A 13,025-nucleotide genomic window follows, 5' to 3' on the forward strand; every position below is an offset into this window, starting at 1 on the left:
CACCAAAGACCATGAAGTAGACGTACAAGTCGACGCAACAATAACCACTATCACAAGATAGGAGGACACAAGCACTAAGTCGACTCTAAAAACGTTCATGAACTGGTACGGTTTGTTAACGAAGGATTGGGGTCACTCTAGCTTGGGTAGGTAACTTAAGTCTATCTTCTCGGGTTCAGCGTCACGTAGCTTGCCTTCTAGGTAGTCCTGATAGCCCTTGAGATCCAGCAGGCCATGACCACTGAGGTTGAACAGTATCGTGATTTTCTCGTTGCGCTTCTTTGCCTCCAGGGCAGCATCTATCGCAGCCTTCACTGCATGGGCGCTTTCCGGCGCCGGTATAATGCCCTCTGTACGAGCAAAGAATGTTGCTGCCTCGAATATCTCGGTCTGCCGGTAGGCTACCGGCTCCACGATGCCATTATTCACTAGGATGCTTAGTGTTGGAGCGACGCCGTGGTAGCGGAGACCACCAGCGTGTATCGGTGGCGGTACGAATCTGTGACCTATCGTATGCATCTTGAGTAGAGGCGTCATCCCCGCCGTATCGCCGAAGTCGTAGCGGTACTCGCCCCGCGTCATGCTGGGCGCTGCGCGGGGCTCTACTGCTATGAACCGCGTCTCGCTCTTACCGCGTAGCCGGTCGTATATGAATGGATAGGCTAGGCCTGCGTAGTTACTGCCACCACCAACAGCGCCTATAACCACGTCGGGATACTCACCGAGCGCTTCGAGCTGCCGCTTGGCCTCCAAGCCGATTATCGTCTGGTGCAGCAGCACGTGGTTCAACACACTGCCTAGGCTGTATTTGGTGTCCGGGTTCTTTAGAGCATCCTCTATAGCCTCGCTTATCGCTATACCGAGGCTGCCAGGGTTGTCCGGGTCCTGTTCGAGTATCCTCCTCCCCGCTTCAGTGTAGGGGCTAGGACTCGGCACCACTTCTGCCCCATAGGTCTGCATTACTATTCGGCGGTATGGCTTTTGCTCATAGCTCACTCTGACCATGTAGACTCTAACCTTTAGCCCGAACATCGCACCCGCCAGGGCTAGTGCAGAGCCCCACTGGCCAGCACCTGTCTCGGTCGTCAGCCTCTTTGTGCCTTCGAGCTTGTTGTAATACGCCTGCGCCAGTGCAGTGTTTATCTTGTGGCTGCCCGTAGGGAGTACGCCTTCATACTTGAAGTATATCTTGGCAGGCGTGCCTAGCGCTTCCTCGAGCCTACGAGCCCTAAGGAGCGGGGTAGGCCGGCCAAGCTCTAGGTATATTGTACGGAGCTCCTCGGGGATCTCGATCCATCGTTCTGTTGAGATCTCCTGCTCGACCAGGCTACGCGGGAATATGGCTTCAAGCTCCTTCGGAGAAACTATGCTACCGTCCGGATTTCTCGGCGGCGGGAGTGGCTCAGGGAGGTCTGGTAGAATGTTGTACCACTTATCGGGGAGAATATCCTCTGTCTGTGGAGCCCTTAGGCCTTGAATCACCATTACCGCATCGTCACCAAAAGTGAACTATAAAGCCACTAGAAAACCTGTATTTAAACGTTTCATTATAGCCACATACTCTCCCCAGCCATTAAACAGCTCAACACACCTACAATGATGCAGACGGCTAAGCCGAGGACCAAGAGCTACTTCAACAAAGATGCAGATACCATCCAGGGAGTACAGAACGCAGAGGACTATGCCTCACGTCAGTCACTAGGAGGATAAAGCGTAAACAAAAGCACAAACCCACAGCTACCTTATTCTGACAAGCTTCCCTGACTCTATTCTATAGGCGTTAAAGCCCTCGAGGAGTTCTTCGGCACTCTTTTGCGGAGACGTCGCTACAACCGCCATACCACGGTGCAACAACTCCTCTAATAAGCCACGAAGCGCTTCAACCGCGTCATCGTCGAGTCCAGTAAACGGTTCATCTATAGCTAGTACCCTGGGACGGTGGAGGAGTGCACGCGCTATGTTAGCCCGCTTCTTCCAGCCGAAACTCAGTTCCCCTGCACGGGTGTCCAGGTAACGTCCAAGCCCTAGAATTTCCACAACCTCGTCCTCCTCGGGACGGTATTCTATACCATAGAGGCGGGCATAGTACTCAAGGTTCTCCCGGACGGTAAGCTCGTCATAGAGTAGACTATGATGAAGGACTACTCCCAGCACCCGGCGCGCTCCGGGGGTGTAGGGCGACTGTCCCGCGATGAGTACTTCTCCACGGCTGGGTCGGGCTAGTCCGACTAGTATACGCAGAAGTGTAGTCTTGCCCGAGCCGTTAGGCCCGGTAACCAGCACACCCCTTCCTGGCTCCACGCAGAGACCGACATCACATAATACCCATCCACGGTTCCAGTCGTACCGTTTCCATACACCACGGGCCTCAAGCAGACAGGCAGCCACGGTATCCACCACCACTGAGCAAGCAGCCACGGTATCTTTCCACAGTGTACTGCGTAGGAGACTCTTCCCTAAAACAGCTGGGGCATAGGGCTCGTCTCTCAAATCACAAGCATCGAGGAGAAGAGAAAGGATGCAGCGACAAAAAGCGTAGACTAGACCTAGAGGGCTAACGGCGGCTAGCAACAGCCATAGCGATTACTAGGACGCCTACTGCTGCTAGGTATAGTGCCAGACCTACTGGTAGACCTGTCTGTACAAGCGGCTCAGCTTCCTCAGAGGGGTTCGGCACCGGCACTTGCGGCAACTTCTGGTAGGTTACAGTTGGCTTCGGCTTCACCGGTTGCTGCGTCTGGACAGGAACTGGCTTAGTGGTCGTAGTGGTAGGTGTCTCTGCCTCTGTAGTTGACGCCTCGGTTGGCTTCTCTTCCTGTGCCGGGGCGGCTCCACCACTCTTAGCCTCCTCAAACACCTTGGCAAAGTAGTCCTTGAGTTCAGGTGTTATCCCGGGCATGGCATTCATAAGTTCGTCCCACGTCTTAGCGTTGTTGAACATCTTGAAGTTAGGCGCCTCTGCTGCCACAGCCTCGTCAAGGCTCGCATACTTTGACGCCCACTCCTTAATCACCGCCACAGTACCCTCGAAATCCGGCGCCATTGCCCCATTATGACAGCCAGTACAGCCCTTAGACTGAAACAGTTGCTTAGCCTCATCTGTGGTTAGTGCGGCTGCTACTGACACTAGACCTACAGTTGCTAGTATTGCGAACATCACTATTGCCAGCGATACACGCATCTTCATGGACATCCCCCATTCATGCGTGCCTGTATTAACTTGAGTATTTAGAGTATTTAGAGCGCCTAGCACCGGTGACTATATACATACGTACATGTTCTAGTTCTAAGAATCACATGATCTAAAAAATAGTGAGCGTTGTCTTCAATGATGTGCACCGCTACCCTTAAAGTAATGTGTCATTACAGCCTTAAGGGCAGGTCTTGCTAGCAATAAGTATATCAGTATGCCGATCGCATGTACACCAGCAGTTATGCCTATCTCCAGCGCCGTTGGATAGTATGGGTGTACTTCACCGAGTGTACCCGGCACAAACGCTGGTATGATTATCGTCATTGTTTTCTCTGCAACCACTGCCACTATTGTGATAACTGATACCAGGATTATGCCTTTCTTTGAGTTGTGTACACGCGGCAGTATGCCCAATATCACTGCTGCTATACCTAGGCCTATCCAAAGCCACATCATCTTCGCCAGATATGGTAAGTGGTATCCCAGGAATAGCACCTGGGCTTGCGCTTTCTTCATGGGCTCAGTGGTATACCAGAATATCTCATGGACTTCGCTGAGTGTGAAGTATAAGCCTACGACCAGAGAGCCCACGATCACATACAAGGTCTTCTTGTATACGCTAAAGTCCACTTTGAAGCCCTTCATATAGCGCTCTGCTAGGTACAGTGCCAGCAGCAGTATTGCAGGACCGCTTGCAAACGCGGTGGCAACGTAGCGGGGAGCAAGCAACGGGCTGTTCCATATAGGCCTCGCTGTCAGCGCCTGGGATATGAATGCTGTCACAGTATGTATACCTATGGCAAAGGGCGCTGCAATCGTTATGAAAGGTACTATGAATTTCTTAGGCAATGGCTTGTCCTGTCTGTAATAGTGGACGGTTACTAGCATACCTATCAAGTTTAGCGTTAGGTAACCCGTTAGTACAATGAAGTCCCAGTCAAGCATTGAGCGTAGGTTTGGCAGCTGTGGCATCAATATCATAGCACGGAATGGACGGCCAATGTCGACAGTTATGAGCAGCAGCACTGTTATGATTGCTGCTACTGCTTGCACTTCACCAAGCACTGCCACTTTTTTGAATTCCTTGTCGCCGAACACATAAGCCGCTATACCAAACACTATACCGGCAGCCGCTACTCCAACCCAGAATACGAAGAACGCTATGTAAATACCCCATGGCACACTATCACTTAAGTCAGTTAGTATTAGACCGCCTTCTTCCTTACCGAGAAATATTGGCGCATGCTGGACAAATATCCATAGATACATACCATAGAGCGCCACTATTAGCAAGCCTATTAATGCTAAGTAGTAGCGGCGGCCGCCGTTTAGTAGTGCTTCTCTGACGATGAATTTTATTGTATCTAGGAAGCTCCCATCCGCAGTCATCTGAGTCACCCCCGGCTTACCTGTCAATGTCCAGTTTCTCTCTCAGTTCCAGGCTCACGTGGAGGTGTACGCTTAGGCCCGAAGAAGTAGAAGAACCTGGGTCTTGTACCGGCTTCCGGCTTCAATACGAAAGCACCGTATTCCTCTATGACGCGGCGTATTGGGCTACTGGGATCGTGAAGGTCACCAAATACTCTTGCACCGACAGGACATACCTCGACACAAGCCGGCACGCCACCGTCGCGGGTGCGCTGTATACACCAGGTGCACTTCTCAACAACGTGTATTTGCCTCGGCACATTGCCTAGTATGTGCATGTTGGGGTTCAGTTCAGTTACAGGTACGTATGGCTTAGCCCAGTTGAAGCGCCGTGCCCCGTAGGGGCAAGCAGTTATACAGTAACGACAACCAATACAACGGTCATAGTCCACTACTACTATGCCATCAGGCTCCTTCCATGTAGCCTTAACCGGACACACCATAGTACATGGCGGATCTTCGCAGTGCATACATGCTACTGGTACATACACCATGTTCGGCTTTGGCGCATCAGTGTAGTGCATGTTAGCGTAAACTATCTCCATTTCCTCTCTGGGTATTTCTAGTACCTTTATCCACTCTATACCCAGGTTCCTTGCCTGATTGTTCTCCATGACGCATGCATAGGCGCAACGGCGACAGCCAATACACTTGTTCACATCAAGCGCCATCGCGAAACGCACGCCTTCGCGAGGACCAGTAGCCTTCACCTTTATCATGGCACAGCGCTTGCGTGCCTCTTTACAAGCCTCGGAGTCCTCACCCATACTGCTACAGATCTTTTCAGCCTCTGCTTGACACCACTGCTTAAGCTTGGCTTCTCTTTCCTGGGCTCTTCTTTCAAGGGGGCTACCTGCTTCAGCAGCCTCCGCTATGAGATCCTCTACTCGTACTGGCACTAGCAGTTTCTTCAGCTCATCCCGGCTAACAGCAACAAATGATACTGCAGAGACGCCAGCCGCTACAGCAGCAACCTTGAGGAAGTCCCTCCTAGACTGGTTTATGCGGCCCTCCACTCCACTTCACCCCCTGTTACTCACGTGAATACCCTAGAGGGAGAACAAGAGCACCTATAGCTAGGATTAACCCGCCAATAACTGCTGCTATGGTACCGTAGGCCACGCTGGTCTCGTCAGGTGGTGCAGGCCTATTAGATGGGGGCGGCAGTATGCTCGCAGGTGGCATAGTCGGTTCATGAGGGTTATGACATTCGACACATGCCTTAGCCGGTATTGTCTTGAGGTTCTTATACTCGGTGCAGAGGTGAAAGTCGTATCCGACGCCCTTATAGCCTATAACCTTTGTCACGTTGCCGTTGGGGCAAACATAGGTCTTGTTGCCATGTACTAGGTAGTTATAGTCGGTGACCTCGCGTGGATGGCATACAGCACATACCTTATTGGTCTCCTTGAGTTCTTGTGTACTGTGTAAGCCAGGTATGTAGACTTGAGCACCATTCACTAGATCTATCATTGTCGGTGCTATATGACAGTTTGAGCAGAAAAGGCCTCTGTGAGCACCCTTTGTGAGGTCGATACCGTGAAAAGGTACTGTCTTCCTATCGCCAGTTAGCTGCATCGTTTGATGACAGGTTGTACACGGATAGAACTGGGCGGGGTCCTGGGCATGCGCTGTGACAGCTGAAAGTACTGGAACTATTATAGCAAGGGCTAGGGCTACTGCAGTCAATACTATGCGCGGATTCCAACGCATGCTAGGCACCTCCAAAACCGTTGTAGTCATTATTCTATGTTTCGCTAACACTACACTATTTACCATGATTGAGGTACTGCTAGTACTTACTTTAGAATTAAACGTTAGCCCGAAAAGTTCCCCTTTGACCAGCACTGACCAAGTCTACAATTCATGACAAACCCTAGTCCATTCACCTAATTGCACAAAATAGTTATGTATATTACGTAAATATTTGCGGAGCTTATACGAAAGTCTTCCGCGAGAATGAGGCCAGACACTTAACTTTCAAGCCTGCCAGCTGGCGCCTGGTAACTCTCATGACAACCTTCGAGTATCTTATTCACCATCAACAGCGGGTACTCCTCCACTTTACCTGTAGCTGTATTCATTATAACCACATGCACTGATGGTTCATAACGTCCCTCTACTACGACCCTACTAGAGACACTCGGGCTACCACCATAAAGGTTCTTGAACTCATTAGCACTATAGAGTGCTACTACGCGAAATCCATCTTTCCCTTCTAATATGAATACAGCATAGCTATCATCGTTACCAAAAGGAGGCCCATCTACACGTTCCGCCACCCCATAGGAGCCGAAACCTTTCATTGAATATACCGTATCTCCTATCCGGAGCAGGTAGCTACTGCCAGCGAGATTTACCGGCGTACCACGAACAGTCACATATGCTTCGTAGTCTAGGCTCTTTAGACTAGACACATCCTTATAGTCGGACGACTTTATACTCATAAACCCTATTGCCAATAGTGCTGCGAACAGTATACCCGCAAACATTAATGATTTGCCAGTTTTAGCCATTATAGACCCCCATTGTTAGTAGTTAACTTACTACTGCATTATATTATGCTTAACTCACACACCTCTACCACGGCTGCGAGATGCATATAGCATTAGGACTCCAAGCAACATTAAATATGCCGCTACATTGAGGGCTACACTCCAGTGTATAACTATTTCAACACTAGAGTCTCTTATCTTCACGAGGTGTCCTATTATTGCAGGCTCACCCTCAACTATCGGTACAGTGAGCGGCTTACTTAGCTCTACATAACCACTCTTAGATAGCATTAACGCGACAACTTCGCCGTTAGCTAGCTTCGCATCTACTACACGTTCGACTCCGCCACTAAGGTACGGATATACCATAATCAGTCCCACGACTATACCAGCTATAACAAAGACTATTCCAGCATAGCGTAATATTCCAACATGAAGGGGCTTAGCATTCTCGTAGCGTTTTGCCATTATATACGCCAGCAGAATAGCTATCAATGATGCCATTACTATACGTGTAACAAATATCCTTATGACCTCTGGCTGGGCCATAAAGTTACCAAACTGCTCCATTGTTGGGTGAAGGCTCGAAGCTACTAACCGCGGTGCAAGGAAGCTTACCGGAACCATAGAGTACGCCGCTACTGCATAGGCTGCACTTAACCTACTTGCACGATCTGGGTCAGGAATGCTTGAACGCAGCACAAAATACAAGAGATATGCTAAGAGCAGAAGAAGTACCCCGGTCTCTCGGGGATCCCAGGACCATGCTGAACCCCAGGACTCGCTAGCCCATGCCATACCACTAACGAGTGTAAATATAGCGTAAGCGGTAGCTGTAGCTATGAACGCCTGTATATACGCATCAAGTTTCTCGCTGCCCCGGACAAGATACGCAATTGCTGTGATAAATGCTAGCGTGTATAGAAGGTAGCTTCCCCATGCCATTGGTATATGTATATATATGTTGAGATATGCCGTCGGTGAGCCAAGGTTGACGCGTAGCGGATATGGCGCTCTGAAAGCAGCATAGACCACTAGAAGCGCGTCAATAGCCGATAACACTAGAAGTAGGGGAACAATCGTTTTCTCCAGACCACGCTTTACCATTGACTAACTTCACCATATGTTGATAGAAAAATTAAAAGGTATTAATAATCTAGCCCGATAGCTTCACAGAAGCTAACGACTATGCCGTTTTACTGCTATTATTCTGACTACGGCAATATATACGGCACCAAGGGCCATAATTATTGGACCTATCCATACTAGGCGTATTCCCGGAATTATCTTAACCTGTACATGCAAGCCCTCCTTTACTATGGTCGAGTTTGTCTGACCGAAGTTCTCGGCTAGAAGGTAGAGGTCTACAAGAGTGGCCTCTACTTGTTGCCGTTCATCAACTGATAAGCTACCATCATTGAGCACGTCAACATTATACCCTGCAGCCATTAGTGCTGCTAGTGCAAGCCGCTTCTCTGGAGGCAAATGCTTAAAGGCTTCATGAAGGTAATAGACTAGTAGTTCATGATAGGCGACCCTGCCACCTATATAACCTTCTACTACTGGAGGGCTAACTACGACGTAGACATCATCCAGTCCAAGCCCTATAGGTATAACTTTCGATACGAGACCATGTATACCTTGTATCTCACCATAAGCTTCGAAGCGTATCCTAACGTTAACGGTCTTGGACCAGTCTCCGTGTTCTATCTTTAATCTTACTTCGAGCCACGCTGTCTCCGGTACCAGTCGCGGTGCGTCGACATAGCCGAAACAGCCATGCTGGCTTTTGAGGCACGTCGGGGATTCTACTAGCCTGTCTATTGCTGTTGAGTTTACGAGCAGTTGATATAGAGATGACTGCTCTATGCTCTGGAACATCTTCTGGGTTGTAGGGTTTAGCGATGCTATTAGGTAAGCTGCTACTGCTGGTGAAAGCTGTGATGGCACCTTTACTTTGCCAGCTTCTGGGGACTTTATGTATCCGTATACATAGAGAGCCGCGTTGCTACCAGTAATGGTGCTATTGTTTACTATGAAAGGAGCGCCTTTACCTGCTAGGAGTAACGCCTCCGGTAGGAGGCCTATACGTTCTGCTATCACTTCTACGTCTCCTAGCCTTAGTCTTAGGGGTGTAGTGAACCGCATCTCTATGTATTTGTGGAATCCTATCTTGTCTTGTTCGATCGGAATAACAGCCGGCAGTTCTACCGTCAGGTTTGCTGCCCCTACAAGTAAGTCCACACTTATGACGCCTGTATTGGGATCCATGTTTAAGTCTAGTCTGAGCAGCGCTTTATCTAGTATTATTTTTACTTGCTGATTTCTGGCCAGTATCATGGTGCCGTTGTTTTCAAGATCATATAGAGTTACTGTAGCATTGCCGGTCGCTATTACAGTTGTGTTCAGATCTATTGGACTATTTTTGGCCACCTTGAATAACCACTCTACAGTCTTATTACTATTGAACAATTCTTTGCCTTGGTTGTAGAGCTTTATAAACTCAGCTAAGTCGTTTTTAAGGAAGTTGAGCACATTCCATGCTAGGACATATGTGCTACTCCTACCGACATAGTTAGTGTATATATCCACAGTGGAGTTACTTATACCGTAACTGAAATCTTCAAATGTTAATTTCGCACCACTAGGTAAACTTATGGAGTCGCCGGGCTTAAGCTCATAATACCAGGTGTACTTATCGTTAAACGCATAAGTGCCGCTGAGAATTACACCCAGCACAGTTACGGCTAAACCTAGATGCAGTAGCGATACAGCAGTAAGTCTATCGGCTACGATGAGTACTGAACGACTACGCCACAACCTATACGCTATGTAGACCAGTGTGGATGCAGCTGCTATGACCGCCCACGGTACACCAAAGGCCATCAGCGCGTTGGTCTCGGGTGGACTAAGAGGAGCCAGGATGTAAACGCCTTTATAAGCTGCTAAAGCGAACACTGTGGACACTATTGTTGTTGTTAGGAGTAGTGCTGTGTATCCTTTCCATCCTAGTTTGTCTCCTGTGAATGCTAGCGGGATTGCTGCTAGCATCGCTACTAGTAGCGGGTAGAGTACGGGGTGGAAGTAGCGTACACCACTCTGCATCTGAGGAACACTAGCCTCAACGCCAACAGCGCTGAGTATCGAAGGCAGAAAGAGAGTACCATATACGAATATAGCCGATAACAGGAGCGCCATCCCCGCAATAAACAAGCCCATTTTGTATAAATTCCGCTCCCGCAGCGTCCTAGCAGTCTCAGAAACTATTTTCTCACCATTACGGGCTAGCACATACACACCATAGACTAGCGGTGTCACACCAGCACTAAGGAGAAGCAGAGCACCAATACCAGGAGCTGCGAAACTATGTAGTGGACTAAGCCCTGTCCTAGTAACATACATGGCTATAAACACTGAACTAAGCAGCCATGCAGCGTTATATCTAACAAAACTGGGAACAACAACCATAAAATGCGGCAATGTAGTAGCTACTAGCCATACCATTAGTTCGCTTGTCTCTACGGGGTCCCATGCCCAGTAGCCTCCCCAGCCGAAGGTCTCGTAGCTCCAGTAGCCGCCAATCATGATGCCGAGGGTTAGGAGAGCCCAGCCAAGCTCGTAGACGACGAGACTCCGGCGCTTCTCGCCAGTAAGCATAGCTGCAGCCGCTACCGCGAGTAGCGCGTAGCCGCCGAAGGTACTGAGGGGGTGCGGGTAGAGCCACGGACTCTTAAGCAGCGGGTTAAGCCCAGCACCGCTAGCCGGGCGTTCTGGTAGCAGAGCGAATGCTCCATTTAGAAAGGCTCCAGCTAGAGCTGCTAGGACCAAGGAGCCTAGTATTGCTTGGAATAGGCGACTCCGGTGAATCCGGAGTAGATAGAGACCTGCTGCCGATGCTATCACAGCGAAGAGGTATAGACTACCGCCACCCCCGGCCCACGCTGATGCTATTCGCATCGAGAGTGGGAGCCCGGGACTTGTATTCCAGAAAGCCTCACGGAGACTATAATCCAGAGTCACAAAGGGGATCACATATACAAACCAGCCCGCTACAGCCACAGCGAGTCCATAGCGTAGTAGGCGCTCTCTACTTCTCCCCGCTACTGCTGATGCAACACTAGCTGCTACTAGTAGACCCGCCACGAGTGGAGCTATGCCTGTGTAATGTATGGGCAGAGCCAAGACCATCAATCCTCCATCCATTTAACGCCACAATTTATCGCTACATAGCCTAGACGCTAGACGAGTTGAAGTGTATATAAAAGCAAGTACACACCCGCAACAACTAATACAAAGCCACCAATCCGCTGAAGTAATGTATAACGCCCCATCACCTTGTTTACTATGCTACTACCAAGCCGGCTCGCAGCATAGACTGCGAAAGCTAGTGGAACACTCACACCAAGGGCAAAGCTGACTGCCACAGCTATACTTGATACCAAGCTTCCTACTCCTACTACCAGTAGTAATGCTCCGGCCACCAACGGCAAACTGCATTGAACCGCTAAGAAACCATAAACGGCACAAAAGCCGACAAGACCACCACGCTTGATACCAACAACACCTTCTAGCTCTATGGGTATACCGAGAAGACTAGCAACACCTGCAGCAACTATTGCCGTCGCAACCGCTGGAAGGAGTATACTCTGGAGCGATGATGCAAGGCTAGAAGCAAGGACAAACAACAGTCCTATGGCTATGACGCCGGTAAAGGCCGCAATACCACATACTATACAGCTGGACGCGGAAATTTTTCTGCCAGAAGTTCCTGCTGCGCTTACATATGCCACCAGTAGAGGGAAAACACACGGAGAAAATGTAGCTATAATACCGGCTACTAGCGCTGCTACGACGCCAACTAGGCTAGTACTTATTGCCCCACCGACGTCCAGAGCAGTATCGCCGTTACCAGAATTCTGCTGAACACTAGCCGCAAGAGTAACATTAGTCAACGCCGCTATCGCTGGCGGCTCTCTATCCTCAAGCACCGCTGAAACATAGTCGAGAAGGTAGGCTAATCTGTCTATCTCATAAGATGATAGGTCTGGGACATATTTCCTCATAGACTTGACTGTATCGGATATTCCTCCATAGCTCCCATAGAGCTCGCGTAGTGTCATATTCTTCTCTAGAGCCTCGTTTAGTCTCCTCGCTAGGAGATCAGCCCTGGTATCGCGGGACTCGAGCCATGCCTGCAGCGAAGCTTTATCCAGCCCACCTATCTTGCCATGACAAGCAGAGCAGCGGCTGTTAAAGATGCGCAGCCCTTCTTCTGCTAGCTTTTGGGGGTCAGACACACTGCTTAAACCTACAGAGAACAATGCCCAGTTAAGCATTGTATCGGTAACATTCTCACCACCGAATGGACCTACGTGTCTTGCTACAGGCTCACCATCGACGAATACTATGAATGTTGGCGTCTCCGTCACATGATATTTTCTAAAAGCCTCTTCAGTTGAAGGACCATAGACTATATGGAAGAAGCTGATAGGGAGGCTGTCGCTTCGATACTCCAGCATAGCCCAGTAAGGGTGCATCTGCTTACACGTAGGACACGTAGGAGACTCAAACATTATTGCTATAGGCTTTTTTGAATCAAGTATCTTCTCTAACATAGCCGAGCTTGATATAGCGTATTCGTCGACCCTCATGTAGTAAGTAGCCAAATTTTGCTCCCAAGTGAAGAGGATAGTCGAGAATAACACTCCGACTACTAGTAACGCCACCAGCAGTACTCCAGCCCTCTTGGTCTTTTGGAAGCCATGGATGTCTAAGCGCATTCTACTAGAGTTCTGCATGATGCCGCACCAACATATCCTCGCAGCTCCATCCTCTATGCCTCTATCACGCCTGTATTAGAGCGGTTATCAATTATCCTATAATTATGTGTTCAGATAAATGTTCGGCAA

General features: G+C 49.4%; 10 protein-coding genes. All 10 read right to left on the reverse strand.

Annotated features, from left to right (window positions below):
* Positions 1-132: 132 nt before the first annotated feature.
* Positions 133-1,485 carry a TrpB-like pyridoxal phosphate-dependent enzyme gene (locus Pyrde_RS02460; RefSeq protein WP_055407902.1) on the reverse strand — a complete coding sequence of 451 codons (1,353 nt, stop codon included), beginning with the start codon at positions 1,483-1,485 and terminating at the stop codon, positions 133-135.
* 252 nt (positions 1,486-1,737) lie between these two features.
* Positions 1,738-2,388 carry an ABC transporter ATP-binding protein gene (locus Pyrde_RS02465; protein ID WP_197272717.1) on the reverse strand — a complete coding sequence of 217 codons (651 nt, stop codon included), beginning with the start codon at positions 2,386-2,388 and terminating at the stop codon, positions 1,738-1,740.
* Between the two features lie 166 nt (positions 2,389-2,554).
* Entirely contained in the window at positions 2,555-3,187 is a 633-nt protein-coding gene (locus Pyrde_RS02470) for a hypothetical protein (RefSeq protein ID WP_143522218.1), read from the reverse strand.
* Between the two features lie 138 nt (positions 3,188-3,325).
* Complete coding sequence (gene nrfD, locus Pyrde_RS02475; RefSeq protein ID WP_055410648.1) at positions 3,326-4,582, reverse strand: NrfD/PsrC family molybdoenzyme membrane anchor subunit; 1,257 nt, start codon at positions 4,580-4,582, stop codon at positions 3,326-3,328.
* Between the two features lie 23 nt (positions 4,583-4,605).
* The gene (locus tag Pyrde_RS02480) at positions 4,606-5,637 is read right to left on the reverse strand and encodes a 4Fe-4S dicluster domain-containing protein (RefSeq protein WP_055407908.1); all 1,032 of its coding nucleotides are present in this window, start codon (positions 5,635-5,637) and stop codon (positions 4,606-4,608) included.
* A gap of 16 nt (positions 5,638-5,653) precedes the next feature.
* The gene (locus tag Pyrde_RS02485) at positions 5,654-6,334 is read right to left on the reverse strand and encodes a hypothetical protein (RefSeq protein ID WP_055410650.1); all 681 of its coding nucleotides are present in this window, start codon (positions 6,332-6,334) and stop codon (positions 5,654-5,656) included.
* Between the two features lie 260 nt (positions 6,335-6,594).
* The gene (locus tag Pyrde_RS02490) at positions 6,595-7,137 is read right to left on the reverse strand and encodes a hypothetical protein (RefSeq protein ID WP_143522219.1); all 543 of its coding nucleotides are present in this window, start codon (positions 7,135-7,137) and stop codon (positions 6,595-6,597) included.
* A gap of 54 nt (positions 7,138-7,191) precedes the next feature.
* Entirely contained in the window at positions 7,192-8,223 is a 1,032-nt protein-coding gene (ccsA, locus tag Pyrde_RS02495) for a cytochrome c biogenesis protein CcsA (protein ID WP_055407911.1), read from the reverse strand.
* Between the two features lie 72 nt (positions 8,224-8,295).
* Positions 8,296-11,298, reverse strand: coding sequence for a cytochrome c biogenesis protein CcsA (gene ccsA, locus Pyrde_RS02500; RefSeq protein ID WP_197272718.1), 3,003 nt, complete (start codon positions 11,296-11,298; stop codon positions 8,296-8,298).
* Between the two features lie 56 nt (positions 11,299-11,354).
* Positions 11,355-12,914, reverse strand: a complete 1,560-nt coding sequence (locus tag Pyrde_RS02505; RefSeq protein WP_082419421.1) for a thioredoxin fold domain-containing protein — start codon at positions 12,912-12,914, stop codon at positions 11,355-11,357.
* Positions 12,915-13,025: the final 111 nt, after the last annotated feature.

This window comes from Pyrodictium delaneyi, from assembly GCF_001412615.1.
Taxonomy (GTDB): Archaea; Thermoproteota; Thermoprotei_A; order Sulfolobales; family Pyrodictiaceae; genus Pyrodictium; species Pyrodictium delaneyi.

Bases quoted from the DNA above. Each gene is read 5' to 3' on its own strand.
- Pyrde_RS02460 (WP_055407902.1), bottom strand. From the start codon at position 1,485: ATGGTGATTCAAGGCCTAAGGGCTCCACAGACAGAGGATATTCTCCCC.
- Pyrde_RS02470 (WP_143522218.1), bottom strand. From the start codon at position 3,187: ATGAAGATGCGTGTATCGCTGGCAATAGTGATGTTCGCAATACTAGCA.
- nrfD (WP_055410648.1), bottom strand. From the start codon at position 4,582: ATGACTGCGGATGGGAGCTTCCTAGATACAATAAAATTCATCGTCAGA.
- Pyrde_RS02485 (WP_055410650.1), bottom strand. From the start codon at position 6,334: ATGCGTTGGAATCCGCGCATAGTATTGACTGCAGTAGCCCTAGCCCTT.
- Pyrde_RS02490 (WP_143522219.1), bottom strand. From the start codon at position 7,137: ATGGCTAAAACTGGCAAATCATTAATGTTTGCGGGTATACTGTTCGCA.
- ccsA (WP_055407911.1), bottom strand. From the start codon at position 8,223: ATGGTAAAGCGTGGTCTGGAGAAAACGATTGTTCCCCTACTTCTAGTG.
- Pyrde_RS02505 (WP_082419421.1), bottom strand. From the start codon at position 12,914: ATGCAGAACTCTAGTAGAATGCGCTTAGACATCCATGGCTTCCAAAAG.